This window comes from Rhizobium sp. WSM4643 (assembly GCF_025152745.1).
In the GTDB taxonomy this organism is placed as follows: Bacteria; Pseudomonadota; Alphaproteobacteria; order Rhizobiales; family Rhizobiaceae; genus Rhizobium; species Rhizobium leguminosarum_I.
In genome coordinates this window covers 4,336,947-4,362,925 of the sequence record NZ_CP104040.1, presented here as the reverse complement: position 1 = coordinate 4,362,925, position 25,979 = coordinate 4,336,947, and the positions used below count along the sequence as shown (strand labels likewise).

Below are 25,979 nucleotides of genomic sequence, written 5' to 3'. Positions count from 1 at the left end.
AATGTCGAAAAATTGCATTTCGCAGTCGCAAGATAAATTGAACTTTCTGTGACAAGAAGTTAAGAATTTCCTTCGCGGGTGCAGCATGCCCGCGTCTGAACGTCCGAGGAGACCGTTTTGCCCATTTCCAAGATTCTCGTTGCCAATCGCTCTGAAATTGCCATTCGCGTGTTCCGTGCGGCCAACGAACTTGGAATAAAAACGGTGGCAATCTGGGCGGAAGAGGACAAGCTGGCGCTGCACCGCTTCAAGGCGGACGAGAGCTACCAGGTCGGCCGCGGCCCGCATCTTTCCAAGGACATGGGTCCGATCGAGAGCTATCTGTCGATCGAGGAGGTGATCCGCGTTGCGAAACTCTCCGGCGCCGATGCCATTCATCCCGGCTATGGCCTGCTGTCGGAAAGCCCCGAATTCGTCGATGCCTGCAACAAGGCCGGTATCATCTTCATCGGCCCAAGGGCTGATACGATGCGCCAGCTCGGCAACAAGGTCGCAGCGCGCAACCTGGCAATCTCGGTCGGCGTTCCTGTGGTGCCGGCCACCGGGCCTCTGCCGGAGGACATGGCGGAAGTGGCGAAGATGGCGGAAGGGATCGGTTATCCCGTCATGCTGAAGGCTTCCTGGGGCGGCGGCGGGCGCGGCATGCGCGCGATCCGCGATCCGAAGGATCTCGCCCGCGAGGTGACGGAGGCCAAACGCGAGGCGATGGCCGCCTTCGGCAAGGATGAGGTCTATCTGGAAAAGCTCGTCGAGCGTGCCCGCCATGTCGAAAGCCAGGTTCTCGGCGATACGCATGGCAATGTCGTGCATCTCTTCGAGCGTGACTGCTCGATCCAGCGCCGCAACCAGAAGGTTGTCGAGCGCGCCCCGGCGCCCTACCTCTCGGAAGCGCAGCGCCAGGAACTCGCCGCCTATTCGCTGAAGATCGCGGCCGCGACCAATTATATCGGCGCCGGTACCGTCGAATATCTGATGGATGCCGATACCGGAAAATTCTACTTCATCGAGGTCAATCCGCGCATCCAGGTCGAGCATACAGTGACCGAAGTCGTCACCGGCATCGACATCGTCAAGGCGCAGATCCACATCCTCGACGGCTTTGCGATCGGCACGCCGGAATCGGGCGTGCCGCGCCAGGAAGATATCCGCCTCAACGGCCATGCGCTACAATGCCGCATCACCACGGAAGATCCGGAGCATAACTTCATTCCGGATTACGGCCGTATCACTGCCTATCGGTCAGCGTCTGGTTTCGGCATCCGCCTCGATGGCGGCACTTCCTATTCGGGCGCCATCATCACCCGCTTTTACGATCCGCTTCTCGTCAAGGTCACGGCATGGGCGCCCAATCCTTCCGAAGCGATCGCCCGCATGGACCGGGCGCTGCGCGAATTCCGTATTCGCGGCGTGGCAACCAACCTGACCTTCCTCGAAGCGATCATCGGCCATCCCAAGTTCAGGGACAACAGCTACACGACACGCTTCATCGACACGACGCCGGAACTCTTCCAGCAGGTGAAGCGCCAGGACCGCGCCACGAAGCTCCTGACCTATCTCGCAGACGTCACCGTCAATGGTCACCCCGAAGCCAAGGACAGGCCGAGGCCGCTGGAAAATGCGGCCGAGCCGGTGGTCCCCTACGCCAACGGCAATACGGTCAAGGACGGCACGAAGCAGCTCCTCGACACGCTCGGCCCGAAGAAATTCGGCGAATGGATGCGCAACGAGAAGCGTGTGCTTTTGACCGACACGACGATGCGCGATGGCCACCAGTCGCTGCTCGCCACCCGCATGCGCACCTATGACATCGCCCGCATTGCCGGAACCTATGCGCACGCGCTGCCGAACCTGCTGTCGCTTGAATGCTGGGGCGGCGCGACCTTCGACGTCTCCATGCGTTTTCTGACCGAGGACCCGTGGGAGCGCCTGGCGCTGATCCGCGAGGGCGCGCCGAACCTCCTGCTGCAGATGCTGCTGCGCGGCGCCAACGGCGTCGGCTACACCAATTATCCCGACAATGTCGTCAAGTATTTCGTCCGCCAGGCGGCCAGGGGCGGCATCGATCTCTTCCGGGTGTTCGATTGCCTGAACTGGGTCGAGAACATGCGCGTCTCGATGGATGCCATTGCCGAGGAGAACAAGCTCTGCGAGGCGGCGATCTGCTATACCGGCGATATCCTGAACTCGGCCCGTCCGAAATACGATCTGAAATACTATACCAACCTTGCGGTCGAGCTCGAGAAGGCCGGCGCGCATATCATCGCACTCAAGGATATGGCAGGCCTCCTCAAGCCTGCGGCTGCGAAGGTTCTGTTCAAAGCACTGCGCGAGGCGACCAGCCTGCCGATCCATTTCCACACGCATGATACCTCAGGGATTGCGGCCGCGACCGTTCTTGCCGCCGTCGATGCCGGCGTCGATGCCGTCGACGCCGCCATGGATGCGCTGTCCGGCAATACCTCGCAGCCCTGTCTCGGCTCGATCGTCGAGGCGTTGCGCGGTACGGAGCGCGATCCGGGCCTCGATCCGCAATGGATCCGCCGCGTTTCCTTCTATTGGGAAGCGGCGCGCAATCAGTATGCCGCCTTCGAAAGCGATCTGAAGGGTCCGGCATCCGAAGTCTATCTGCATGAAATGCCGGGTGGCCAGTTCACCAACCTCAAGGAACAAGCCCGCTCGCTCGGCCTCGAGACCCGTTGGCATCAGGTGGCGCAGGCCTATGCAGACGCCAACCAGATGTTCGGCGATATCGTCAAGGTGACGCCGTCTTCCAAGGTCGTCGGCGACATGGCGCTGATGATGGTGTCCCAGGACTTGACGGTAGCCGATGTCGTCAGCCCCGACAAGGAAGTCTCCTTGCCAGAATCGGTGGTCTCGATGCTGAAGGGCGATCTCGGCCAGCCGCCGTCAGGATGGCCTGAAGCGCTGCAGAAGAAGGCGCTGAAGGGCGACAAGCCCTATACCGTGCGTCCCGGCTCGCTGCTCAAGGAGGCCGATCTCGATGCGGAGCGTAAAGTCATCGAGACGAAGCTCGAGCGCGAGATCAGCGACTTCGAATTCGCGTCCTACCTGATGTATCCGAAAGTCTTCACCGACTTCGCGCTCGCCTCCGATACCTACGGCCCGGTCTCGGTGCTGCCGACGCCCGCCTATTTCTACGGTCTCAAGGACGGCGAGGAACTGTTTGCCGACATCGAGCGCGGCAAGACGCTCGTCATCGTCAACCAGGCGATGAGCGCCACCGACAGCCAGGGCATGGTGACCATCTTCTTCGAGCTCAACGGCCAGCCGCGCCGCATCAAGGTGCCGGACCGGGCCCATGGGGCGACAGGGACCGCCGTCCGCCGCAAGGCCGAACCGGGCAATGCCGTTCACGTCGGTGCGCCGATGCCGGGTGTCATCAGCCGCGTCTTCGTCTCGCCCGGCCAGGCCGTCAATGCCGGCGACGTGCTCGTCTCGATCGAGGCGATGAAGATGGAAACGGCGCTGCATGCGGAAAAGGACGGCACGATTTCCGAGGTGCTGGTGCGGGCCGGCGATCAGATCGATGCCAAGGACCTGCTCGTCGTCTACGCAGGCTGAAGGGCAGCTGGCCATTGTTAAAAAGGCGCCTTCAGCGTCTTTGCGAACCTGGCTCATTCACCCGATCGTGTATGATCGGCCTGTCAAAAAGCTGATAGTTAGCAGCCTCCGCGCCTTGCCCGGCGCGGGGGCTTTCTCCTAAACTTGGCCTTCCATCACCCGCCCCAAGACCAATCCAGGAAACAATATCCATGAGCAAGTTGAAGATTGCCGTCATCGTCGGCAGCACGCGTATTGGCCGTTTTGCCGAGCATCCGGCCAAGTGGATTGCCGCTATCGCCGCCGAGCGGCAGGACATCGAGGTCGAGGTTCTCGACCTGCTCGACTACCCCATGCATTTTTTCGGTGAGCAGCGTGCGACGACCGCTGAAAGCGAGACGGCAGAGCGCTGGAAAAAGAAGCTGCGTGAATTCGACGGCTTCATCTTCACCGCTGCCGAGTACAATCACGCTCCGACGGCCGTTCTGAAGAACGCCATCGATCTCGGCGAATTTATCCAGAAGCCGGTCGGCTTCGTCGGCTACGGCGGCGTCGGCGGCGCACGCGCGGTCGAGCACCTTCGTCTGATCTTCGTGGAAATGGGTGCGACGTCGGTGAAAACCGGCGTGCATATCGCGCTTGGTGAATATCTCGGCGTCCTCAAGGATGGCAAGAGCCTCAGCGATTACGCGCATCTCAACGAAGCGGCGAAGAACCAGCTCGACCAGCTCACCTGGTGGGGTAATGCGCTGAAGGCGGCGCGGGCCGTCGTCACCGCCTCCTGAGTGGAATTCCAGCAATGCCGGGATGTTCGCATCCCGGCATTAGATCCGGATGATTTTGGGCCAGGTCGGCCTAAAGTCTTCCGGACTAAATCAAAGAAATAGAGTATGAAGTCGTCCGAAAACCGCTCGCACTTTTCGGCATCATGCTCTAGCTCAGATATCGTACGTATGGGCGGCGTTGATCGTCGAGATGAAACGTTTGGTGCGCTCGCGCTCCGGCGCACTGAAGATAGCTCTGGCGCTGCCCGTTTCCACGACGCTGCCAGCTTCCAGGAAAACCACGTCATTGGCGATCTTGGAAGCGAGCCGGAGATCGTGGGTCGCCATCACCATCGTCGTGCCCTCGCTGGCAAGTTGGCCCAACACATCGACTACTTCGGCCGAAAGCTCGGGATCGAGGGCGGATGTCGGCTCGTCACAGAGAAGCACGCGCGGCGACGGCGCCAGTGCGCGGGCGATCGCGACGCGCTGCTGCTGGCCGCCCGACAGCGTCGAAGGCCAGGCATCGGCCTTGTGCGTCATGCCAACCTTGGTCAGCAATTCCATCGCACGCTCGCGGGCCTTTTCCCTCGGCCATCTCAGCACCGTCACCAGGCCTTCCATGACATTCTCGATCGCGGTCTGATGCGGGAATAGCTGGAAGTTCTGGAAGACCATGCCGGTCTGGCGGCGGATCTTCTGGATCGCCTGCCAACTTGTTCGTTTGCCTGGCGCAAAGGCCAGCTTCTCCTCTCCGAGGCGGATCGAGCCGGCGGTCGGAATTTCGAGCAGGTTGATGCAGCGTAGCAGCGTGCTCTTGCCGCCGCCGGAAGGCCCGACGAGCGCGGTAACGCTGCCTTCGGGGATGCGGATACTGATATCCTTGAGGATAATGGCGTCGCCGAAGCGCTTTTCGATGTTGGAAAGCTCGATCATGCATTTGCCTCCAGCATGCCGCCATAACGCGCGAAGCGGCGTTCCAGCCGCACCTGCAGCTGCGAGAGGACGGAGCTCAGGACGAGATAGATCAGCGCCGCCTCGATATAGAGGATCAGTGGCTCATAGGTGGTGGCGACGATGCGCTGCGCCGCCTGGAAAAGCTCGGGCACGGTGATGGCCGCGGCAAGCGAGGTATCTTTGACCAGGGAGATGAAGGTGTTCGACAAAGGCGGCACGGCGACGCGAGCGGCCTGCGGCAGGATCGTGCGGCTCATCGCCTGGCGCCAGCTCATGCCGATCGAATAGGCGGCCTCCCATTGGCCCTTCGGCACCGAGGAAATGACAGCACGGATGATCTCGGAGCTGTAGGCGCCGATATTCAGTGTGAAGCCGATGAGGGCGGCCGGGAAGGCATCGAGCAGGATGCCGAGGCTCGGCAGGCCGTAGAAGATAACGAAGAGCTGTACGAGCAGCGGCGTGCCGCGGATGGCCCAGACATAGAAGCGCGCGATGGCCGAAAGCGGCATCGGCCCGAAGAGCCGGGCGATCGCGGTGGCGAGCCCGAGGGCCAGGCCGAAGACGAAGGATAGCAGGGTCAGCGGAATGGTGAAGATCAGCCCCGCCCACAGGAGCGAGGGCAGCGATTCCGCCATCAGTTGGAGCCAGTGCGCCAAGGGAGTTCTCTCTCGTCGGTTGGGTCGTGATACCCGAATACCCCTCCCCAACCCCTCCCCACAAGGGGGAGGGACTTATCTAGGTGCCGCCTCGCAAGAAATAACGACCGGGCGGCCGGCCGAAACGATTATCTGGAGATGAGGCGGTCCGCCGGCTAAGCCCCTCCCCCTTTGTGGGGAGGGGCTGGCGAGGGGAGTCTTTCTTCAGTTGAACTTACTTGGAAACATCCTGGCCGAAATATTTGTCGGCGATCTTCTTGTAAGTGCCGTCGGCCTTGATGTCGGCAAGCGCCTTGTTGATTTCGGCGAGAAGCTCGGGCTCGTTCTTGCGGATGATGACGCCGGAGTAGTCGGCATTTTCCTGCTCGGCGACGATCTTCACCGGCGCGTCGGGCTTGTGCTTCTTGAAATCGAGGAAGGAGAGGCTGTCGTTGATCGTCGCGTCGGCACGCTTGGTCAGCACCAGCTGGATCGATTGGTCAAAACCGTCGGTGCCGACGAGTTCGGCACCGGCTTCGGTTGCGAGCTTGCCGAAATTGCTGGTTAGCGACTGGGCGGCCTTCCTGCCCTGCAAGTCGGCGAAGGACTTGATGCTGTCGTCGCCGTCGCGGGCGATCAACACGGCCTTGGAGGCGATATAGGGCTCGGAGAAATCATACTTCTGCTTGCGGGCTTCGGTGATGCCGACCTGGTTGATGACCGTGTCGTAGCGCTTGGCGTCGAGGCCGGCGATAAGGCCATCCCACTTGCCTTCGACGAATTCGGCCTTGACGCCGAGCTTGGCGGCGATCGCTTCGCCGATCTCGACATCGAAGCCGACGAGCTTGCCGCTTTCGTCATGATAGGTGAAGGGCGCATAGGTGCCTTCGGTGCCGATCTTGAAGACGCCGGCCGATTTGATGGCGGCGAGGTTTTCACCGGCATGGGCGGGCAGGAGGGCCGCAGCCTGAATGAGGGCGGCGGCGGCGACGGTTTTCAACCAGTTCATTGTTCTATCCATCCTTGGGAGGTGCTTCGGATGAGGATAGTTGGCAGAAAATTAGGGCGCCGGAAGCGTAGAAAACTGCGAATAAAAGCAGCAACTGCAAATATTTTTCTCAAACGGCCGCTCGAACCATGAATCCGGCAGAAACAGGCATCAAGCGGCGATGCGGCCGCGCAGTTTTTCGCTGACGATGATGATCAATCCGGCGCCGACAACCACATTCCGTGTCGGGATGCCAGCCCAGATCAGACAACCCAGGAAGCAAGCCCAGACGAGAGAGCTATATTCGAATGGCGCGGGCACGGAGACGGGCGCCCGACGTATGACTGCGAAAAATCGGAATGACCAATCGATTTTGCCGCCTCGGTCAATAGGGCATGTTCGCTCTGCTAGTGCAGCTTTGTTTCCGAACGTCAGAAAACGTGTGACCGTGCATATTGCCTGCATGATCATAAGCGTTTATGCACGTTCTCGGTTTATAGGATCTCGATTCGGTAGGAACATGCAGGATTTTTTGTTGCGAGAGCGCCAAGGCGTGATTTCCGAGAGGCTGCGGCTGAATGGCCGCGTGCTGGCGACGGAGCTTGCGCTCGAATTCGGTGTCTCCGAGGACACTGTACGGCGGGATTTGCGCGAGATGGCGGCAGCAGGGCTCTGCGAGCGGGTTTATGGCGGCGCATTGCCGGTCTCACCGGCGCGTGGAAGCCTGTCGCAGCGCATCGGCTTTGCGGCTGACCGGAAACAGGCGCTGGGGCGCGCTGCGGCAAAGCAGATTGCCGCCGGCTCGACCGTGTTCTTCGACGCGGGCAGCACCAATCTGGCGATTGCCAATGCGTTGCCGGCCGACCTAGCACTGACGGCTGCAACGAACGCGCCGGCGATTGCCGCGGCGCTGATCGACAAGCCGGCTGTCAACGTCATCCTGATCGGCGGAATGGTGGACCGGCAGACGGGCGGTTCGCTCGGCGCCAAGGCCTTGCGGGATATGGAGCAGATCTCGCCCGATCTCTGCATTCTCGGCGCCTGCGGCGTCGATCTCGAGGCCGGCATCACGGTGTTCGGCTTCGAGGATGCGGAGTTCAAGCGGTTTGCAACATCCAGGAGCAAAAGGGTGCTGGTGGCCGCAACCTCGGAGAAATTCGGCACTGCTGCCCCCCATAGCATACTGCCGGTTGCGCATTGCGAATGCCTGGTCGTCGAGCACGATGCCGATCCGGCCGTTCTTGCCGGTTACCGCGAGCGCGGATGCAGGACTGTTCTCGCCGAGAAAGCGAACTGAGGCGCCATCACAGAGTTTTGGGAAACCGGGCCAAGCAAGCCCGGCAATGAGGAAAGACCGGAAATGGATAGTCACGTGAGTATGCCGGGAGCCCGAAGCGGCTTCATTACCAGAAGCAGGGCGGCGGTTTCCCTGCTCTTTCTCATGAACGGTTTTGTCGTCGGCTGCTGGGCGCCGAAGATCCCGGATTTTGCCGAGCGTCTGGCGCTGACCAAGTTCGAGCTTGGGTTGATGATCCTCGTTTTCGGCGTCGGCTCGCTGGTCATGATGCCGATCGCCGGTGCACAGATCGCCAAACACGGCTCGCGTATCGTCGTTCAGGTACTGGCTGTCTGCATGCTGCCGTTGCTGCTGGCATTGACGCTCGCGCCAAATGTGCTGACCGGGGCAATTTCGCTCTTCCTGTTCGGCGGCCTTATCGGCGCAATGGATGTGGCAATGAATGCCAATGCGGTCTCGGTCGAGAAGTCCATGCGCCGCGCCATCATGTCGTCCTGCCACGCTTTCTGGAGCCTTGGCGGACTGATCGGCTCAGGTCTCGGCGGCATCGTGATTTCCAAGCTCGGCGTGCTCGGCCATGCGCAACTGGCGACCGTGCTGGCGGCAATCTTCCTTGCTCTGGCATGGCCGATGATCCTTGCGGATCCGCCGCATCCCGACACCAAGAAGGAAAAGACGAAGCTGCCGATGGTGCCGCTGCCGTGGCTGCTTGGATTGATGGCGCTGTTCTCGATGGTGCCGGAAGGCGCGGTTCTCGACTGGGGCGCGCTCTATCTCCGGCAGGAAATGGATGCATCCGTGGCACTATCCGGTCTTGGCTTCGCAGCCTTTTCGGCGACCATGGCCATCATGCGCTTTGGCGGCGACCTGGTGCGCGACCGTCTCGGCGGCGTCAAGACGTTGCGCATCTGTACGCTGTTTGCCATTGTCGGCATGCTGCTTGCAGGCTTGGCGCCCAATGCCGAGCTTGCCATCCTCGGCTTTGCCTGTTGCGGTATCGGCATTTCCAACATGGTGCCGATCGCCTTTTCGGCGGCGGGCAATATACCCGGCCTCAAGCCTGGCATCGGTATCTCGGTGGTCACGACCGTTGGCTATTCCGGCATGCTGGTTGCGCCATCGTTGATCGGCTTCGTCGCCGAGCATATCGGCTTTGCCGTCGTTTTCATGGCGCTGCCGTTGCTGCTGCTCGTCGTTTTGCTGCTGTCTAACCTAGCCCATTATGCCGATGAGACCTCCAGGGGCGGTCACTGAGCCGCCTCCCAACAAAAGTGATATCAGGGGCGGTTGACAAGCAGCCGGCCTTGATCCACCTGAAAAGCACTGTTTTTAGGGGTGCAAGAACTCTCCATGTCTTCAGCCGCCGATTTTGATCCGAAACCGCGCCGCGCTTCCGTTGCCGTCGATGTCGGCGGCGTCATCGTCGGCGGCGGGGCGCCGGTCGTCGTGCAATCCATGACGAATACCGATACGGCCGATATCGATTCGACCGTCGCGCAGGTCGCCGCTCTCCACCGGGCGGGTTCGGAGCTGGTGCGCATTACCGTCGACCGCGACGAGAGTGCGGCCGCCGTGCCGAAGATCCGCGAGCGGCTGCTGCGCCTCGGCATGGACGTGCCTTTGATCGGCGACTTCCACTATATCGGTCACAAGCTGCTCGCCGATCATCCTGATTGTGCCGCGGCATTGGCGAAATACCGCATCAATCCCGGCAATGTCGGCTTCAAGGACAAGAAGGACAAGCAGTTCGCCGAGATCATCGAGATGGCGATCCGCTATGACAAGCCGGTGCGTATCGGCGTCAACTGGGGTTCGCTCGATCAAGAGCTGTTGACGGCGCTGATGGACCGGAACGCCGAAGCCGGATCGCCGCTTTCGGCCCGGCAGGTGACGCGGGAGGCGATCGTGCAGTCGGCGCTGCTTTCGGCAGCCCTTGCCGAAGAGATCGGCCTGCCGCGCAACCGCATCATCCTGTCGGCGAAGGTCAGCCAGGTGCAGGACCTGATCGCCGTCAATTCCATGCTTGCCGAACGCTCCAATCACGCGCTGCATCTCGGTCTGACGGAGGCCGGCATGGGCACCAAGGGCATCGTCGCCTCGTCGGCGGCGATGGGCTTCGTGCTGCAGCACGGCATCGGCGATACGATCCGCGTGTCGCTGACGCCGGAACCGAACGGCGACCGCACGCGCGAAGTCCAGGTGGCGCAGGAAATCCTGCAGGTCATGGGCTTCCGCCAGTTCATTCCCGTCGTTGCGGCCTGTCCGGGCTGCGGACGCACGACATCGACCGTGTTCCAGGAACTTGCCCAGAACATCCAGAACGACATTCGCAAGAACATGCCGGTCTGGCGCGAGAAATATCCCGGCGTCGAGGCACTGAACGTCGCCGTCATGGGCTGCATCGTCAATGGGCCGGGCGAAAGCAAACATGCCGATATCGGCATTTCGCTTCCCGGTACCGGCGAGACGCCGGCGGCCCCCGTCTTCATCGACGGCCGGAAGGCGTTGACGCTGCGCGGTCCCAATATCGCCGCCGACTTCGAAGCGCTTGTCGTCGACTATATCGAGAAGCGTTTCGGCCAGCGGACGGCGGCGGAATGAGCGCCCGCAGGTTCGCATGAGCCGGTTCTGGTCTGATATCGTCAGCAAGCTTCGGCCCTATGTCGCCGGCGAGCAGCCCCGTATCGCGAACATGGTCAAGCTCAATACCAACGAAAATCCTTACGGGCCGTCCCCGATGGCACTCGAGGCGATCCGGGAAGCGGCGGACGATCGCCTGCGGCTCTATCCCGACCCCACTGCTACCGAATTGCGCGAGACGATCGCGGCCCGTTTCGGCCTGACGGCGGAAGAAATATTCGTCGGCAACGGCTCCGACGAGGTTCTTGCGCATGCGTACCAGGCGCTGCTGAAACATGAGCGACCGCTTCTCTATCCCGATGTGACCTATGCCTTCTATTCGACCTATAGCCTGCTATACGGCGTCGAAGCGATCGAGATACCTGTTGATGATGGGTTCCGGATCCGGCTGGAAGATTACGACAGAGCATGCGGCGCGATCATCATCCCCAATCCGAATGCACCGACCGGTATCGGCCTGCCGCTTGCCGGTATCGAAGCACTTCTTGCCGCCCATCCGGATGCGGTCGTCGTCATAGACGAGGCCTATATCGATTTCGGCGGTGAAAGCGCTATCCCGCTGATAGCCAGGCATCCCAACCTGCTGGTAATCCAGACCCTGTCGAAATCCCGTTCGCTTGCCGGTCTGCGCATCGGCTTCGCGCTGGGACAGCGGCCGCTGATCGAGGCGCTGGAGCGGGTCAAGGACAGTTTCAATTCCTATCCGCTCGATCGCCTGGCGCAGCTTGCTGCGACGGCGGCGATTAAGGACGAGGCATGGTTCGAGACATGCCGGGGGAAAGTCATCGCCAGCCGGAAAAACCTGGTCGCGGAACTTGAAGCGCTGGATTTCGAGGTTCTGCCGTCGCAGGCGAATTTCGTTTTCGCGAGGCACGAAAGCCGGTCGGGGGTAGCGCTTCAAGCCGCCCTGCGGGAGCGCGGCATTCTCGTTCGGCATTTCGCCAAGCCGCGTATTTCGGATTTCCTGCGGATCAGCATCGGCACGGACGAGGAGTGTGCTCGCCTGGTTTCAGCTCTCAAGGAGATACTGGCAGCCTGACCTGCGGTTCAGTTCTTCCGGTCGGCGATGAAATGCGCTGCAGCGATGAGGGTCGAGGCGCGGGCACCGTAGGGGCCCAGCAGCGCCTCGGCATCGCGGACGTGCTCACGGAGTTGGCTCTCAGCCCACTCCATACCGCGCAAGGCGACGAGTGTTCCCTTGCCGCGGGCCGCATCCTTGCCGGTCGCCTTGCCCATGGTCGCCGCATCCGAGGTCAGGTCGAGAATGTCGTCGGCAAGCTGGAAGGCAAGGCCGATCTTTTCGCCGAAGGCGCGCAGGCGGCGGCGATCGTCCGGCGGGCTTGCCGAGATGACGGCGCCGGCTTCGCAGGCGAAGCGGATCAGCGCGCCTGTTTTCATCGCCTGCAGGCGGATGATGCCGGCCTCGTCGGGCGCCTGCCTTTCCGCCGCGAGATCGAGCGCCTGGCCGCCGGCCATGCCGCCGAGACCGGCTGCGCGGGCAAGGGCCAGTACCAGCGATGCCTTGCTCGTATCGGCAAGGGTCGTTTCCGGCGCGGCGATGATGTCGAAGGCATAGGTCAGCAGGCTGTCGCCGGCGAGGATTGCCGTCGCTTCGTCGAACTTGATGTGTACCGTCGGTTTGCCGCGGCGCAGGTCGTCATCGTCCATGGCCGGCAGGTCGTCATGCACGAGGGAATAGCAGTGGACGCATTCGAGCGCGGCGCCGACGCGAAGTGCCGCCTCGGCGTCGCCGCCGAGAAGGGCGGCACTTTCGACGACGAGAAACGGGCGCAGCCGCTTGCCGCCGTTCAACACGGCATAGTGCATGGCATCGCGCAGCGTCTCGGGCCTGGCCATTTCATCGGAAAGAGCATTTGGTGAAAGCAATGCGTCGAGCAGCGCCTCGATCTCGCGGGCGTTGTTCTTCAGCCTCGTCTCGAAAGTGTCCCGGTTCGCGTCCATGGGCGCTGTTTGGCATGAGCGCCCCCGGGCTTGCAACGGAATTGTCGATGGCGGCAGCAAGTTTTGCCACGCACTCTGGCATAAGCTCTGCACAGGCGTTATGAGAACGACAGGAGCGAAATCGGACTGGGGACATTGGATATAGCGCCAGAGAGAGAGGACAGCGTCGACATGCCGGCTCGTCGGCGATGGTTCGAAGACCGGCGTGTGTTGAAACGCATCGTTGTTGCCATGCTGATCGTGCTGATCCTTCCCTATGCGTTGATCTTTTTCTATCTGTTGCCCTTCATTCACCCCGTCTCGACGCTGATGCTGCGCGATCTCGTGCTGCTGCGTGGTTACGACAGGCAATGGGTATCGCTTGATAAAATCGCCCCAGTTGCGGTGCAGTCGGTGATGATGTCGGAGGACGGGCAGTATTGCTTTCACGGCGGCGTCGACTGGGCGGAAATGCGCATGCTGGTCGAGGATACGCTGAAAGGTCAGGCGACGCGCGGCGGCAGTACCATCCCAATGCAGACGGCGAAGAACCTCTTCCTCTGGAACGGCCGCTCCTTCGTGCGCAAGGGGCTGGAACTTCCGCTCGCGGTGACCACGGATTTCGTCTTGTCGAAACGACGGCTGATGGAAATTTATCTCAACATTGCCGAATGGGGTCCCGGCATCTACGGCATCGAAGCGGCGGCCCAGCATCATTTCAAGGTGCCCGCCTCGAAGCTCACGCGGCGCCAGGCATCGCTGCTTGCCGTCTCGCTGCCAAACCCGATCGACCGCAATGCCGGCAAGCCCGGACGAGGCCTTCGCCGGCTCGCGGGCGTCATCGAGAGACGCGGGCAAGGTTCGGGCGATTACATCAGGTGCATCTATGATTGACATCAGAACTTGTCATTGAAACCGGCAAGCGTCATCTGACAGTCTTGGTTCTGCCATATGGGCGAATGCAGTCCAACCAGAGCCCCGATTCGCCCATGACCATCACGACATTTTCGCCGGAGCTTCTCTTTTATTCGAAGGCGCATAATCCGACCCCGCCCGCCCATCTCGGCAGCCGTTATGGCAAGCACGGCGGCTTTCTGCCGGAAGCCGGCAACACCATCGTCTGTCATCTCGAGAAGGGCTCGCAGACGCAGACGGCGCTGATCGAAGCGCGTGAAAAATATCTGGCGATGACCGAGGCCCCGCAGTTCCTCTTCACGCCGATATCAAGCATTCACATGACGCTTTTCGAAGGTGTCATCGAGACCAGGCGCCGGCAGGATTACTGGCCAAGCGATCTCCCTCTCGATACGCCCATCGACGACATGACCGCGCTGATGGCGGCAAGGCTGGAAGGTTTCTCGATGTTTGACCCCTTCAAGGTCGCCATCGTCGAAGCGCGTCCGTCGGGCCTGCTCGTCGACGGGGCGACGGCGAACGACCGCAAGATCATGCGCGCCTGGCGCAGCGCACTGGCCGATCTTCTCGGCTATCGCCAGCCGAACCATGAGGACTATAAGTTCCATATAACCTTCGCCTATGCGATCGAACGGCTGGAGGATGAAGCCTTGCCGCGCTGGCAGGCGATGCTCGATGATGTGGCCGACGATATCCGCCGCAAGGCGGTTGTTTTCGAGCTGACACCGCCGGCATTCTGCGTGTTCGAGGATATGAACCATTTCCACGAATTGCTGATCTTCGATTTCGAAGCCTGAACGGGAGAGGCCCATGGACAAACCGACGCTTTACATCGCCAACAAGAACTATTCCTCCTGGTCGTTCCGGCCGTGGATGGCGCTGACGGCTGCCGGAATCGATTTCGAGGAAGTCCTGATCCCGTTCGACGATGCGGGTGGCAATCCCAATATCAAGGCGATTTCGCCGACCGGGCGGGTGCCGCTTCTCAAGCACGGCGCATTGAAGATCTGGGAATCGCTGGCGATCATCGAATATGTCGCCGAACTTTATCCGGACGCCGGCCTTCTGCCGAGGGATCGGGCCGAGCGGGCGCTCGCCCGATCGGTTTCGATGGAAATGCTCTCGAGCTTCCGGGCGCTGCGCAGCGCCTGCCCGATGAATATCCGCCGGCCAAAGGGCAAGATCGCGTTGCCGGATGGTGTCGACGCCGACACCAGCCGCATCGAGACGATCTGGCGCGACCTCCTGCAGCAATCCGGCGGACCGTTTCTGTTTGGCGCGTTCAGCGGGGCGGATGCGATGTTTGCACCTGTCGTCAACCGGTTCGACATCTATGATCTCGTCAGCCGAAACGACATCCTGGCCTATATGGAGACCATGAAGGCGCATCCGGCCTGGCGAAAATGGGAAGAGGCGGCCCGCGCCGAGCCGTGGATCGTACCGGAGGACGAAGTCTGAGCCCGGAATCATCGGCTTCGCAAAAAATACGCATGGGGACTGGTCAACGCCACCCCTTGCATGTATAAGCGCGCCAAATTCCGAAATCGCGACATGTCCGTTTCGGCCGCCAGTCTGGCCGTGGGAATGTTTTGCCCGCAAGTGGAGTAAGAGAAATGGCTGTACCGAAGAGAAAAACAAGCCCGTCCAAGCGCGGTATGCGCCGTTCGGCAGACGCCCTGAAGGCTCCGACTTACGTCGAAGACAAGAACTCCGGCGAACTGCGTCGCCCGCATCATATCGACCTGAAGACCGGTATGTATCGCGGCCGCCAGGTTCTGACGCCGAAGGAAAGCGCATAATTTCCCGATCCGGCTTGTCCGATCGAAGTTTCAAGGCCGGCGTCACGCCGGCCTTTTGCATATCGACGATATAATATTTGCAATGACTTGCAGTCAGGCAACGGTTTGCGGCAGTATTCTTCCATGATGCGCTGGGAGATTGCAGATGATAGCCGCCATGCCCCTAATGATTATCCCGTTTATTCTTTACAATCTCGCGATGCTGGGCCTGATGGGCGATGGCGGCATTCCGGCACTGCAACATGATATCATCGTGCTGTCGATGATCTCGGGCGCCATCTGGAGCATGGCGCTCGGCGATCTTTTCATCGTCATCGCACTTGTCGTGCTGTTCTTCGAAATCCTCAAAGCCACCAGAACCGGCCCCGGCAATCTCGTCAACCACATGCTGTCGATGCTGGTGTTCATCGCCTTCCTGGTTGAGTTTTTGCTCGTCCGGGATGCTGCGACGCAGGTGTTCTTCATTTTGATGACGATCGCTCTGATCGATGTCATCGGCGGTTTTGCCGTGTCGATCCGGAGCGCCGGGCGGGATGTGTCGATCGGATTATAGGTTGTCGAGCTTGTTCTGAAGAGCGCGGAGTTGTTCCTTCAACTCGTCGATATCCTTGGCCTCGGCCTTGCGGCTTTCCTTGGCGGGCGGCGTCATGAAGGGCGAGAACATCTGCATCGCCTGCTGAAACAGCTCGGTGTTGCGGCGAACATGGTCCTCGACCATCTGCATCGGCAACTGCAGGTTCTTGCCGAGCGGCGTTTCGCCGAAGGCGCGGGTCACCTGCTCGCGCATCTGGGCCTGCTGTTCGGTGAAGGAGCGCATCGAATGTTCGAGAAAGCTCGGCACGACCATCTGCATCTGATCGCCGTAATAGGTGATGAGCTGGCGCAGGAAGGAGATCGGGAGCAACGTGTTGCCGGTCTTCGATTCCTGTTCGAAGATGATCTGGGTCAGCACCGAATGGGTGATGTCATCTCCGCTTTTTGCATCCTGTACGGTAAATTCTTCGCCCTTCTTCACCATCTCCGCCAGGTCTTCCAGCGTCACGTAGGTGCTGGTGCCCGTGTTGTATAGGCGGCGATTGGCGTATTTCTTGATAACGATCTGACCCTCATGCTTCGCCATATCAGTCTCCTGGACCCCCGTCTGATTTATGGATATTCCTCCATTTGAGACTGTAAACGCAAAAGAAGCCCGGTGACAATCTCTTTGTGCGATGCGGCAAACCTTTCACAGAGCAGATGAATCGGGCTTTGACGGGCTTTGCCTAAAAATGACGGCTGCCGGTCTTCGCGTTTGACTTGTGCTCCAAGCTTTGCCAGTTTCCACTTATGTAAGTGAGACGAAAACGAGGAGCGTCCCCATGAGCAATCCATCCATCGTCATCGCCAGTGCAGGGCGAACAGCAGTCGGCGCCTTCAACGGCGCTTTCGCGACAGTCCTCGCGCATGAGCTCGGGGCGGCCGTCGTCAAGGGCGCTCTCGAGCGCGCCGGCGTCGATCCCGGCGAGGTGGACGAGGTGATCCTCGGCCAGGTGCTTTCCGCCGGCGAGGGCCAGAACCCGGCCCGCCAGGCGGCGATGAAGGCCGGCATTCCGAAGGAAGCGACGGCTTGGGGCGTCAATCAGCTCTGCGGCTCGGGCCTGCGCGCGGTGGCGCTTGGCATGCAGCAGATCGCCACCGGCGACGCCAAGATCATCGTTGCCGGCGGCCAGGAATCCATGTCGATGGCGCCGCATGCCGCGCACTTACGCGGCGGCGTCAAGATGGGCGACATGAAGATGATCGACACGATGATCAAGGACGGCTTGACCGACGCTTTCCACGGCTACCACATGGGCATCACCGCCGAGAATGTTGCGCGCCAGTGGCAGCTTTCGCGCGACGACCAGGATCAGTTCGCCGTCAGTTCGCAGAACAAGGCGGAGGCAGCGCAGAAAGCCGGTCGCTTTGTCGACGAGATCATCCCCTACGTCATCACGACACGTAAGGGCGACGTTACGGTCGATGCCGACGAATATATCCGTCACGGCGCCACGCTGGAGGCGATGGGGAAATTGCGCCCGGCTTTCGACAAGGACGGCACGGTCACCGCCGCGAACGCGTCCGGCCTCAACGATGGTGCCGCTGCGGCGGTGCTGATGAGCGAAGCGGAGGCGGTCCGGCGCGGCATCCAGCCGCTCGCCCGCATCGTTTCCTGGGCAACGGCGGGTGTCGATCCGCAGATCATGGGCACCGGACCAATCCCGGCCTCGCGCAAGGCGCTCGAGAAGGCCGGCTGGTCGGTGAAGGATCTCGATCTCGTCGAAGCCAACGAGGCCTTCGCGGCGCAAGCCTGCGCCGTCACCAAGGATCTCGGGTGGGATCCGTCGATCGTCAACGTCAATGGCGGGGCGATTGCGATCGGCCATCCGATCGGCGCCTCCGGCGCGCGCATTCTCAACACGCTGCTGTTCGAAATGAAGCGCCGCGGCGCGAAGAAAGGTCTCGCCACGCTTTGCATCGGCGGTGGCATGGGTGTGGCCATGTGCTTTGAGGCGCTTTAAATAGCATACGATCCATGTTTGATTGAAGATCCCGCCACGCGGCGGGGCGAAAAACAATAGGGGAGCGGAACATGAGCAGAGTGGCTTTGGTCACCGGGGGCACACGCGGCATCGGCGCGGCAATATCCATGGCACTGAAAAATGCCGGATACAGGGTCGCTGCCAGCTATGCCGGCAACGACGAGAAGGCCAAAGCCTTCCACGACGTTACCGGCGTTCCGGTGTTCAAATGGGATGTTTCGGATTACCTCGCCTGCGGCGAGGGAATTGCCAGGGTCGAAAGCGAGATCGGTCCGGTCGAAATCCTCGTCAACAATGCCGGCATCACCCGCGACGCGATGTTCCACAAGATGACGCAGCAGCAGTGGCACGAGGTGATCAATACGAACCTCACCGGCCTGTTCAACATGACGCATCAGGTCTGGACCGGCATGCGTGACCGAAGCTTCGGCCGTATCGTCAATATCTCGTCGATCAACGGGCAGAAGGGCCAGATGGGCCAGGTGAACTATTCGGCGGCCAAGGCGGGCGATCTCGGTTTCACCAAGGCGCTGGCCCAGGAAGGGGCGAACAAGAACATCACCGTCAACGCCATTTGCCCCGGTTACATCGGAACGGAAATGGTCCTTGCCGTGCCGGAGAAGGTGCTGAACGAACGCATCATTCCGCAGATTCCCGTCGGCCGTCTCGGCGAACCGGAAGAGATCGCGCGCTGCGTCACCTTCCTCGTCTCCGACGATGCCGGTTTCATCACCGGTTCGACGCTGACGGCCAATGGCGGACAGTTCTTCGCCTAGACATTTCTGTCTTGGAGTCGACAGTAGAGATCAGATTCAAAGCAATTGGCGCGTCCGGCTGAACGCGCCAATCTCTGTTTATGGACGTCGCTGTGGCCGAACACTGGCCGGCACTTTGCGCAGCGAGCGATCTTCGCTGCTGAGGACTGATATCGCGGTCGCCAGGAAAGCCGACGCGATGAGAACGGCGACGAGGGAATTCAGCAAAGTGTGAATCATGGAAACGTTTCCTTTCCGGTGCGCCGGGCGGCTTTGCCTATCCGTTGCGCTCGTAAAGGAAATATGTGCCTGGCCGTTTGGCGGCGGTAGATTTGACTTTCGCAACCAATTGTCAACGTTACGTTGACGGATGTGGCAGCCAAAAGAAAAACGGGCGCCGAAGCGCCCGTTGGGAGTCCGATATGCTTGCCGATCAGTAGCGGCAACGAGCCTCGTAGCGGCGGCCGTAGCGGTCGCGATAGACGCAGTAGCCGCGGCGTTCGACCGACTGGCCGATCAGAGCGCCGGTCAGGCCGCCGGCAACGGCGCCGACGGCGGCACCACCCCAGCTATTGGTAACGGCACCGCCGATAACCGCGCCGGTGCCGGCGCCGATCGCCGTACCTTGCTCGGTTGGTGTGCAGGATGCCAAGGCGCCGACGAGGGCACCAATAAGAACAATCTTCTTCATCATGTCGTAACTCCCCAGGTTAGTTGGGCTTTAGATGCGGCCCATTAGTACAAGGATAATGATAATCACGAGAACTAGCCCCAAACCGCCGGAAGGTCCATAGCCCCAGCCACGGCTATAACCCCAATTCGGCAGGGCTCCGATCAAGAGCAGAATGAGGATAATAAGAAGTATTGTGCCAAGCATGGTGTGTTTCCTTCATTTCATCGGCAATTTGGATGGACGAGAAACACACATTGGCGATTTTTGTTCCCGGTTAAGCTCCGGAAATGTGACGGCGCCTGATTCACGGTTTAGGTTCCGTTATTTCCGGAAATTGCCATTATGGTTAAAAAGACATGTAAATACAATATGTTGCGGTGAACAAATCGGGAAAATCGCGATGTCGCCGATTCGTCAGCGATTCGTTCCGTGTTTGATCGGGGCCCCAATATGAGCCGCCTTTGACTTAACGCCGTCTGAATCCGGCTCTCGAAAGATTAATGCCCATACAACGAGGCAGGGCAAAGGGATCTATCATCGATCCGCATCTAGCACCCGGACCTGCAGTCGCTACCAGATGTGGCCGTGAACGAAAGGTGAAAATGGCCGAGTCAGCGATTCGTCTCCGATTCGTTCCGGCTTTGGTCGAGAGGTTAATTTCGGGCGGATATTCACCCGTTCAACATCGGGGCGGGAATCGTCACCGCGATCTCGAAAATGCAAACGGGAGAGAGTCTCATGATTCAGCATCTAGTGGGAAAAAGTGATTCAAAATCAATACTTAGCCGTGAACAAAAGCTGAATCAGCGGGAGTCAGCGATTCGTCGCTGATTCGTTCTCACGCTGTTCCGAATCGGAAATTCGGGCATTCCGCACGACTCGCAAAGGTCGTAATCCCCGAGGCATTTTGAAATCTGCCCTTGCGTTTGCGGCGGCAGCTGTCCATGTGTTCTCTGCTTCCACCGAGGAGCCGAGATTTTCCTGGGGCCACCCGCCTCATTTGCATGGACCCATGACTCTGACTTCGCAGCCGATGATTCTGAGCGGGCGCGGTGTGACCGCGGTGCTCGGGCCGACCAATACCGGCAAGACCCATTATGCCATCGAGCGCATGGTCGCGCACGGAACGGGCGTGATCGGCCTGCCGCTCCGGCTGCTGGCGCGCGAGGTCTATACGCGGGTGGTGGAGAAGGTCGGCGTACAGAATGTGGCCCTGGTCACCGGCGAGGAAAAGATTTCGCCGCCCAATGCGCGTTTTTCCGTCTGCACTGTCGAGGCGATGCCGCGAGAGACCAGAGCCGCCTTCGTCGCGATCGATGAGGTGCAACTCGCCGGCGATCTCGAGCGTGGCCATATCTTCACCGACCGCATCCTGCATCTTCGCGGCCGCGAGGAAACGCTGTTGCTCGGCGCGGCGACAATGCGGCCGATCCTGCAGCAGCTCCTGCCCGGCATCACAATCGTCGAGCGGCCGCGGCTTTCGCATCTTTTCTATGCCGGGCAGAAGAAGATCACCCGGCTGCCGCAGCGCTCGGCCATCGTCGCCTTCTCCGCCGACGAGGTCTATGCCATCGCCGAGCTCATTCGCCGGCAGCGCGGCGGCGCGGCGGTCGTGCTCGGTGCGCTCAGCCCGCGCACCCGCAATGCGCAGGTGGCGCTCTATCAGGCGGGCGACGTCGAATACCTGGTGGCGACCGATGCGATCGGCATGGGCCTCAACCTCGATGTCGATCACGTCGCCTTTGCCCAGGACCGGAAATTCGACGGTTACCAGTTCCGCAATCTCAATCCGGGCGAACTCGGCCAGGTCGCTGGCCGCGCCGGGCGGCACGTGCGAGACGGGACCTTCGGCGTCACCGGACAAGTCTCGCCTTTTGACGACGAGCTGGTGCAGCGCATCGAAGGACACGAGTTCGATAACGTCAAGGTTTTGCAGTGGCGGACGACGGAGATGGACTTCTCCTCAATCGCGTCGCTGCGCGCCAGCCTTGAGGTCGGGCCGCGCGTGCCGGGGCTGACGCGGGCGCTGCCTGCGGTCGACCAGCAGGCGCTGGAGCAGCTTTCGCGTTATCCCGAGGTCATCGATCTCGCCGACAGGCCGGCGCGCGTCGAAAAACTCTGGGAGGCTTGCGCGCTTCCCGACTATCGGCGTATCACCCCAGCACAACATGCCGATCTTATCTCGACCCTCTTTTCCGATCTCGTCCGCTATGGCACGGTGAACGAGCAGTTTCTTGCGGAGCAGGTTCATCGCTCCGATCGAACAGATGGCGAAATTGACACGCTTTCGGCGCGAATCGCGCAGATAAGGACCTGGACCTACGTTTCGAATCGGCCCGGTTGGCTTGCCGATCCGACACACTGGCAGGAAAAGACGCGGGAAATCGAAGATCGATTGTCCGACGCGTTACATGAAAGGTTGACGAAACGCTTTGTTGATCGCAGGACATCTGTGCTCATGAAGCGCCTGAGAGAGAATGCGATGCTGGAAGCTGAAATCAGTGTGAATGGCGATGTCTTCGTTGAAGGACATCATGTAGGGCAGTTGAGCGGATTCCGTTTCACGCCGGTGGCGGGAACGGACGGGCCGGATGCCAAGGCGGTTCAGGCTGCGTCGCAGAAGGCGCTCGGGCTCGAGTTCGAAGCCCGCGCGGCCCGGATGCATGCCGCCGGTAACAGCGATCTGGTGATCGGTTCGGATGGGTTGATCCGTTGGCTGGGCGACCCGGTGGCGCGGCTTTCGGGCAGCGATCACATCATGCGTCCGCGCGTGATCCTGCTGGCCGACGAGCAATTGACGGGCAATGCCCGCGATCACGTTGCCGCGCGCATCGAGCGCTTCGTCAATCATCATATCAGCACGGTGCTGAAGCCGCTCGACGATCTGTCGCGCGCCGAGGACCTGCAAGGGCTCGCCAAGGGGCTTGCCTTCCAGCTCGTCGAGAATCTCGGGGTGCTGTTCCGCCGCGACGTGACCGAGGAGGTGAAGTCGCTGGACCAGGAAGCCCGCGCCTCCATGCGCCGCTACGGCGTGCGTTTCGGCGCCTATCATATCTTCGTTCCGGCCCTTCTGAAGCCGGCGCCGGCCGAACTCATCACGCTGCTCTGGGCGCTGAAGAACGACGGTTTGGACAAGCCGGGCTACGGCGATCTCATTCCCGTGCTTGCCGCCGGCCGCACCTCCGTCGTCACCGATCCGAGCTTCGAGCGGATGTTCTACAAGCTCGCCGGCTTCCGTTTCCTCGGCAAGCGTGCCGTGCGTATCGACATCCTGGAACGGCTTGCCGATATCATCCGTCCGCTGCTGCAATGGAAGCCCGGTCAGAACAACCGTCCGGAGGGCGCCTATGACGGCCGCCGCTTCACGACGACGACGGCGATGCTGTCGATCCTCGGTGCGACACTCGAGGACATGGAAGAAATCCTCAAGGGTCTCGGCTATCGCGCCGATGCCGTGAAGGCGGAAGAAGCGTCGGCACATCTTGCGACGCAGGATGCAGCCTCAGCGCCCGCCGCCAGCGCGCAAGCGCCCGCGGAAGAAACAGCCGAAAAGGCCGACCACGACGATGCCGACGGCGCGGCAGAAGAGACTGCTGCCGAGCCCCCCGCAACCGAGGCGGCTTCGGCAGTCGCCGACGCGCCCGTGGCGGAAGGGTTGGAAATCGCCGCTCCGGCCGAACCGATCGAGACATCCGCTCCTGCGGAAGCCTCAGCTGCCGGGGAAACCTCGGCTCCTGCGGAAGCGGTATCGGCTTCCGATGAAGCAGTACCTGCTTCCGGGGAAGCCGGCGAGCCGGCGGAACCGAAGCCGGTTCTTCTGTGGCGTCTTGGCGGTCGCAACGACAATCAGCGCCAGGCGCGTGGCGGGCATGGCGAACGCCGTGGCGGCCAGGGCGAGCAGCGCGGTCAAAGCCAGGAGCGCGGCGACCGCAATCGCCGGCCGGGCGGCGGTGAAGGCGGCGAGGGCAATCGCGGTGGCGACGGCCGCGACAACAATCGCCAGAACCGCGGCAAGGACGGCGCCGGTCGCGATGGCGGCCGACCGCAGCAGGCAAGAGGCGACCGCAACAATCAACCACGGGGCGACCAGCCGCGCGGCGACCGGCAGGATCGTGGCGATCGCAAGGATCGCGGCGAGCGTAACGATCGTAACGACCGCAACAACAATCGCAGCGGCTCGCAGCCGCTGCGCTTCGAGGCCAAGCCACCGCGCAAGGAGAAGCCGATCGATCCGGATTCGCCTTTCGCCAAGCTTGCAGCTCTCAAGGAGCAGATGAAGAAGTAATCATGAGCGGGGAGACACAGCCGACAAGCGGTTCGCGCCAGCGCATCGACAAGTGGCTGTTCTTCGCGCGCATGGTGAAGTCGCGCTCGCTGGCGCAGAGCCATATCCAATCGGGCCATGTGCGCATCAACGGCGAGCGCTGCAGCCATCCGAGCCAGATGGTCAAGCCGGGCGACCGTATCGAGCTGACGCTGGAGCGGCGCGATGTCGTTCTCGTCATGCGCCTTGCCGGCGAGCGGCGCGGTCCTTACGAGGAGGCGCGCCTGCTCTACGACGACCAATCCCCGCCGCCGGATGAGGCAAAACGTCTCACACCCTACGAGCAGGCGATCCGGGCGACCGGCGCCGGCCGTCCGACCAAAAAGGAAAGACGTGCAATCGACAGGCTGATGTCGGACGAGGATTAGAAAACTCTGTCTGCGGCGGCGGTTTTTGCAGATCGTTTATCCTTGAAATCCGGCGCTAAAGCCGATACGTCACTGACAACCTGCCGGAAGCGTGCTTGCCTCCCAAGCCTGCTCACGCTTTTCCTCCGGCACGGGGATAGGCGCGACGTTCCAGGTTGCCCGGCCCCATCCGCATGGAAATCCTGGAGTTCTTCATGACCTATGTCGTGACCGACAATTGCATCAAGTGCAAATACACCGACTGCGTGGAAGTCTGCCCTGTCGACTGCTTTTATGAAGGCGAGAATTTCCTCGTCATCCATCCTGACGAATGCATCGATTGCGGCGTCTGCGAACCGGAATGTCCCGCCGAGGCGATCAAGCCCGATACTGAGCCGGGCCTCGACAAATGGCTGAAGATCAACACCGAATATGCCACGATCTGGCCGAATATCACGATCAAGAAGGACCCGTTGCCCGAGGCCAAGGAAATGGATGGCGAGACCGGAAAATTCGAGAAGTATTTCTCCGACAAGCCCGGTTCCGGCGATTGAGACAGCGCCTACATTCGGTCGCCGGATTCGGGCGACCGTCGGGCAAAACGTTTTAAAAGCTGCGTGAGGCATATGGGTGACATGTGTTGCCCGCATGACTCAAGCGAAGCAAATTATTGATTTCCTCATATTTTTATGATAGGTTTCGTCTACTGTTCCATTTGTGGCATGACGCATGCCCAAAACCATCACGAAAGCAAAACAAATCCGTACACGGTTTCCGTGACATATCAACGCTTTGAGCGCCGGGTCCCAAGATCGAGCGCAAGAAGTCTTTGCTTTTGCCCGATGGGACCAGAGTGAAGTCACCCGACGGATACTACCGTCTCACCCGGGCCTGACTGACCCGGCTCCGGCCGCCGCCGGAAGCGTAACAGGGAGTTTTTGAATAGAATGACGACTCAGCAGAAAAAGCCTTCTACAGCACGTCACGGCTTCAAGACCGGTGAATCGATTGTCTACCCCGCTCATGGCGTCGGTACCATCACCGCTATCGAAGAGCAAGAAGTTGCCGGCATGAAGCTCGAACTTTTCGTTATCGATTTCGAGAAGGACAAGATGCGTCTGAAGGTTCCGGTCGCCAAGGCCATGAGCATCGGTATGCGCAAGCTTTCGGAAACGGATTTCGTCGAGCGTGCTTTGAAGGTTGTGCAGGGCAAGGCACGCGTCAAGCGTACCATGTGGTCCCGCCGCGCCCAGGAATATGATGCGAAGATCAATTCCGGCGACCTGATTTCCATCGCTGAAGTCGTGCGCGATCTCTATCGTGCCGAGAACCAGCCCGAGCAGTCCTATTCCGAGCGCCAGCTTTATGAGGCTGCCCTTGATCGCATGGCGCGCGAAATCGCCGCCGTCAACAAGATGTCGGAAACAGAAGCCGTCCGCCTCGTTGAGACCAATCTCAACAAGGGTCCGAAGCGGGGCAAGGCGATCGAAGAAGACGATTCACAGGACGAAGCCGCATAAAGCGACCCTGTTTTTCCATCAAAAAACCCGGCCTTCGCGCCGGGTTTTTTTATTGGAACTTTTTTCCGACTGCCGCGTTTAACATACGTAATTGCGGACTGCTCGTCGGGCAATGCCTCAGCGAGCGAACTGCTATTCCGTCAATGTTCGATGAGGAGCGGATCATGCCTTTTCTATATTGCCAATCCGGCAAGGTGAAGAAACAGGTCCAGCCCAGCCGTCTTACCGGCACATGATGAGAAATAGGGCCTCCCCCTGAAAAGTCCAGGGGCGAGGCTTTTATGCATTCAGAACACCATTCA

Annotated in this window: 24 protein-coding genes and 1 pseudogene; 17 read left to right on the top strand and 8 right to left on the bottom strand. The window is 60.6% G+C overall.

Features of this window, described 5'->3' with window-relative positions; all coding sequences use genetic code 11:
• Positions 1-117: 117 nt before the first annotated feature.
• Positions 118-3,582 carry a pyruvate carboxylase gene (gene pyc, locus N1937_RS21520; protein ID WP_170258201.1) on the top strand — a complete coding sequence of 1,155 codons (3,465 nt, stop codon included), beginning with the start codon at positions 118-120 and terminating at the stop codon, positions 3,580-3,582.
• Positions 3,583-3,773: 191 nt separating this feature from the next.
• The gene (locus N1937_RS21515; protein ID WP_017966096.1) at positions 3,774-4,346 is read left to right on the top strand and encodes an NADPH-dependent FMN reductase; all 573 of its coding nucleotides are present in this window, start codon (positions 3,774-3,776) and stop codon (positions 4,344-4,346) included.
• Positions 4,347-4,499: 153 nt separating this feature from the next.
• Here the strand turns inward: N1937_RS21515 and N1937_RS21510 are convergent, their stop codons facing one another.
• The 4 genes and pseudogenes from N1937_RS21510 to N1937_RS21495 form a co-directional block, all read right to left on the bottom strand.
• Positions 4,500-5,261, bottom strand: coding sequence for an amino acid ABC transporter ATP-binding protein (locus N1937_RS21510; protein ID WP_018481862.1), 762 nt, complete (start codon positions 5,259-5,261; stop codon positions 4,500-4,502).
• The gene (locus N1937_RS21505; RefSeq protein WP_017966098.1) at positions 5,258-5,938 is read right to left on the bottom strand and encodes an amino acid ABC transporter permease; all 681 of its coding nucleotides are present in this window, start codon (positions 5,936-5,938) and stop codon (positions 5,258-5,260) included. Before N1937_RS21505 ends, N1937_RS21510 begins: the two co-directional genes overlap by 4 nt.
• 214 nt (positions 5,939-6,152) lie before the next feature.
• Positions 6,153-6,926 (bottom strand): amino acid ABC transporter substrate-binding protein, encoded by a 774-nt coding sequence (locus N1937_RS21500; RefSeq protein ID WP_260056931.1) that lies wholly within the window; start codon positions 6,924-6,926, stop codon positions 6,153-6,155.
• Between the two features lie 150 nt (positions 6,927-7,076).
• A pseudogene (locus tag N1937_RS21495) lies at positions 7,077-7,247 on the bottom strand (DMT family transporter); the annotation flags it as partial.
• A gap of 178 nt (positions 7,248-7,425) precedes the next feature.
• Here N1937_RS21495 and N1937_RS21490 point away from each other — a divergent pair.
• The 4 genes from N1937_RS21490 (at position 7,426) to hisC (ending at position 11,881) form a co-directional block, all read left to right on the top strand.
• Positions 7,426-8,202: a DeoR/GlpR family DNA-binding transcription regulator gene (locus N1937_RS21490; RefSeq protein WP_017966101.1), complete on the top strand. Its 777-nt coding sequence runs from the start codon at positions 7,426-7,428 to the stop codon at positions 8,200-8,202.
• Positions 8,203-8,265: 63 nt separating this feature from the next.
• Positions 8,266-9,456 carry an MFS transporter gene (locus N1937_RS21485; RefSeq protein WP_170262931.1) on the top strand — a complete coding sequence of 397 codons (1,191 nt, stop codon included), beginning with the start codon at positions 8,266-8,268 and terminating at the stop codon, positions 9,454-9,456.
• A 96-nt stretch (positions 9,457-9,552) separates the two neighbouring features.
• Positions 9,553-10,803: a flavodoxin-dependent (E)-4-hydroxy-3-methylbut-2-enyl-diphosphate synthase gene (gene ispG, locus N1937_RS21480; RefSeq protein WP_260056930.1), complete on the top strand. Its 1,251-nt coding sequence runs from the start codon at positions 9,553-9,555 to the stop codon at positions 10,801-10,803.
• A 16-nt stretch (positions 10,804-10,819) separates the two neighbouring features.
• Entirely contained in the window at positions 10,820-11,881 is a 1,062-nt protein-coding gene (hisC, locus tag N1937_RS21475) for a histidinol-phosphate transaminase (protein ID WP_260056929.1), read from the top strand.
• Between the two features lie 8 nt (positions 11,882-11,889).
• Here hisC and N1937_RS21470 read toward each other — a convergent pair whose 3' ends face one another.
• Positions 11,890-12,804 carry a polyprenyl synthetase family protein gene (locus N1937_RS21470; protein WP_260056928.1) on the bottom strand — a complete coding sequence of 305 codons (915 nt, stop codon included), beginning with the start codon at positions 12,802-12,804 and terminating at the stop codon, positions 11,890-11,892.
• Positions 12,805-12,939: 135 nt separating this feature from the next.
• Between N1937_RS21470 and mtgA the strand changes: the two genes are divergently transcribed.
• The 5 genes from mtgA to N1937_RS21445 all read left to right on the top strand — a co-directional run bounded on the left by mtgA (position 12,940) and on the right by N1937_RS21445 (position 16,050).
• Positions 12,940-13,677 (top strand): monofunctional biosynthetic peptidoglycan transglycosylase, encoded by a 738-nt coding sequence (gene mtgA, locus N1937_RS21465; RefSeq protein WP_162115035.1) that lies wholly within the window; start codon positions 12,940-12,942, stop codon positions 13,675-13,677.
• Between the two features lie 95 nt (positions 13,678-13,772).
• Positions 13,773-14,495, top strand: coding sequence for a DUF1868 domain-containing protein (locus N1937_RS21460; RefSeq protein ID WP_162115036.1), 723 nt, complete (start codon positions 13,773-13,775; stop codon positions 14,493-14,495).
• Positions 14,496-14,508: 13 nt separating this feature from the next.
• Positions 14,509-15,156 (top strand): glutathione S-transferase family protein, encoded by a 648-nt coding sequence (locus N1937_RS21455; RefSeq protein WP_222279792.1) that lies wholly within the window; start codon positions 14,509-14,511, stop codon positions 15,154-15,156.
• Between the two features lie 155 nt (positions 15,157-15,311).
• Positions 15,312-15,497: a 50S ribosomal protein L32 gene (gene rpmF, locus N1937_RS21450; protein WP_003543812.1), complete on the top strand. Its 186-nt coding sequence runs from the start codon at positions 15,312-15,314 to the stop codon at positions 15,495-15,497.
• A 145-nt stretch (positions 15,498-15,642) separates the two neighbouring features.
• Complete coding sequence (locus N1937_RS21445) at positions 15,643-16,050, top strand: hypothetical protein (RefSeq protein ID WP_003543801.1); 408 nt, start codon at positions 15,643-15,645, stop codon at positions 16,048-16,050.
• On the opposite strand, the gene phaR is transcribed toward N1937_RS21445, so the two are convergent.
• Positions 16,045-16,617 (bottom strand): polyhydroxyalkanoate synthesis repressor PhaR, encoded by a 573-nt coding sequence (gene phaR / locus N1937_RS21440; RefSeq protein WP_003543798.1) that lies wholly within the window; start codon positions 16,615-16,617, stop codon positions 16,045-16,047. The two genes, N1937_RS21445 and phaR, sit on opposite strands and share 6 nt — an antisense overlap.
• Before the next feature lie 238 nt (positions 16,618-16,855).
• Here phaR and N1937_RS21435 point away from each other — a divergent pair, with 238 nt between their 5' ends.
• Together N1937_RS21435 and N1937_RS21430 are read left to right on the top strand one after the other, a co-directional pair.
• A complete protein-coding gene (locus N1937_RS21435; protein ID WP_260056927.1) occupies positions 16,856-18,037 on the top strand; it encodes an acetyl-CoA C-acetyltransferase in 1,182 nt (393 codons plus the stop codon).
• A gap of 71 nt (positions 18,038-18,108) precedes the next feature.
• Positions 18,109-18,834, top strand: a complete 726-nt coding sequence (locus N1937_RS21430) for a beta-ketoacyl-ACP reductase (RefSeq protein ID WP_017962530.1) — start codon at positions 18,109-18,111, stop codon at positions 18,832-18,834.
• Positions 18,835-19,246: 412 nt separating this feature from the next.
• Here the strand turns inward: N1937_RS21430 and N1937_RS21425 are convergent, their stop codons facing one another.
• A complete protein-coding gene (locus N1937_RS21425; protein ID WP_017966111.1) occupies positions 19,247-19,507 on the bottom strand; it encodes a YMGG-like glycine zipper-containing protein in 261 nt (86 codons plus the stop codon).
• A 27-nt stretch (positions 19,508-19,534) separates the two neighbouring features.
• Positions 19,535-19,690 carry a DUF3309 family protein gene (locus tag N1937_RS21420; protein ID WP_017962528.1) on the bottom strand — a complete coding sequence of 52 codons (156 nt, stop codon included), beginning with the start codon at positions 19,688-19,690 and terminating at the stop codon, positions 19,535-19,537.
• Positions 19,691-20,498: 808 nt separating this feature from the next.
• Between N1937_RS21420 and N1937_RS21415 the strand changes: the two genes are divergently transcribed.
• From N1937_RS21415 to N1937_RS21400, 4 genes are all read left to right on the top strand, one after another.
• Positions 20,499-23,771: a helicase-related protein gene (locus N1937_RS21415; RefSeq protein WP_260056926.1), complete on the top strand. Its 3,273-nt coding sequence runs from the start codon at positions 20,499-20,501 to the stop codon at positions 23,769-23,771.
• A 2-nt stretch (positions 23,772-23,773) separates the two neighbouring features.
• Positions 23,774-24,178 (top strand): RNA-binding S4 domain-containing protein, encoded by a 405-nt coding sequence (locus N1937_RS21410; RefSeq protein WP_017966113.1) that lies wholly within the window; start codon positions 23,774-23,776, stop codon positions 24,176-24,178.
• Positions 24,179-24,372: 194 nt separating this feature from the next.
• On the top strand, positions 24,373-24,711 hold the full coding sequence (fdxA, locus tag N1937_RS21405) for a ferredoxin FdxA (RefSeq protein WP_026154348.1): 339 nt from the start codon (positions 24,373-24,375) through the stop codon (positions 24,709-24,711).
• Between the two features lie 393 nt (positions 24,712-25,104).
• Positions 25,105-25,677: a CarD family transcriptional regulator gene (locus N1937_RS21400; protein ID WP_003543775.1), complete on the top strand. Its 573-nt coding sequence runs from the start codon at positions 25,105-25,107 to the stop codon at positions 25,675-25,677.
• Positions 25,678-25,979 lie beyond the last annotated feature (302 nt).

Coding starts and splice junctions, on each gene's coding strand:
- N1937_RS21400 (WP_003543775.1), top strand. CDS start 25,105: ATGACGACTCAGCAGAAAAAGCCTTCTACAGCACGTCACGGCTTCAAG.
- N1937_RS21455 (WP_222279792.1), top strand. CDS start 14,509: ATGGACAAACCGACGCTTTACATCGCCAACAAGAACTATTCCTCCTGG.
- N1937_RS21490 (WP_017966101.1), top strand. CDS start 7,426: ATGCAGGATTTTTTGTTGCGAGAGCGCCAAGGCGTGATTTCCGAGAGG.
- phaR (WP_003543798.1), bottom strand. CDS start 16,617: ATGGCGAAGCATGAGGGTCAGATCGTTATCAAGAAATACGCCAATCGC.
- N1937_RS21500 (WP_260056931.1), bottom strand. CDS start 6,926: ATGAACTGGTTGAAAACCGTCGCCGCCGCCGCCCTCATTCAGGCTGCG.
- N1937_RS21435 (WP_260056927.1), top strand. CDS start 16,856: ATGAGCAATCCATCCATCGTCATCGCCAGTGCAGGGCGAACAGCAGTC.
- N1937_RS21460 (WP_162115036.1), top strand. CDS start 13,773: ATGACCATCACGACATTTTCGCCGGAGCTTCTCTTTTATTCGAAGGCG.
- N1937_RS21430 (WP_017962530.1), top strand. CDS start 18,109: ATGAGCAGAGTGGCTTTGGTCACCGGGGGCACACGCGGCATCGGCGCG.
- N1937_RS21425 (WP_017966111.1), bottom strand. CDS start 19,507: ATGATGAAGAAGATTGTTCTTATTGGTGCCCTCGTCGGCGCCTTGGCA.
- N1937_RS21510 (WP_018481862.1), bottom strand. CDS start 5,261: ATGATCGAGCTTTCCAACATCGAAAAGCGCTTCGGCGACGCCATTATC.
- fdxA (WP_026154348.1), top strand. CDS start 24,373: ATGACCTATGTCGTGACCGACAATTGCATCAAGTGCAAATACACCGAC.
- hisC (WP_260056929.1), top strand. CDS start 10,820: ATGAGCCGGTTCTGGTCTGATATCGTCAGCAAGCTTCGGCCCTATGTC.
- N1937_RS21415 (WP_260056926.1), top strand. CDS start 20,499: ATGACTCTGACTTCGCAGCCGATGATTCTGAGCGGGCGCGGTGTGACC.
- N1937_RS21515 (WP_017966096.1), top strand. CDS start 3,774: ATGAGCAAGTTGAAGATTGCCGTCATCGTCGGCAGCACGCGTATTGGC.
- N1937_RS21420 (WP_017962528.1), bottom strand. CDS start 19,690: ATGCTTGGCACAATACTTCTTATTATCCTCATTCTGCTCTTGATCGGA.
- N1937_RS21410 (WP_017966113.1), top strand. CDS start 23,774: ATGAGCGGGGAGACACAGCCGACAAGCGGTTCGCGCCAGCGCATCGAC.
- rpmF (WP_003543812.1), top strand. CDS start 15,312: ATGGCTGTACCGAAGAGAAAAACAAGCCCGTCCAAGCGCGGTATGCGC.
- N1937_RS21485 (WP_170262931.1), top strand. CDS start 8,266: ATGGATAGTCACGTGAGTATGCCGGGAGCCCGAAGCGGCTTCATTACC.
- ispG (WP_260056930.1), top strand. CDS start 9,553: ATGTCTTCAGCCGCCGATTTTGATCCGAAACCGCGCCGCGCTTCCGTT.
- N1937_RS21445 (WP_003543801.1), top strand. CDS start 15,643: ATGATAGCCGCCATGCCCCTAATGATTATCCCGTTTATTCTTTACAAT.
- N1937_RS21470 (WP_260056928.1), bottom strand. CDS start 12,804: ATGGACGCGAACCGGGACACTTTCGAGACGAGGCTGAAGAACAACGCC.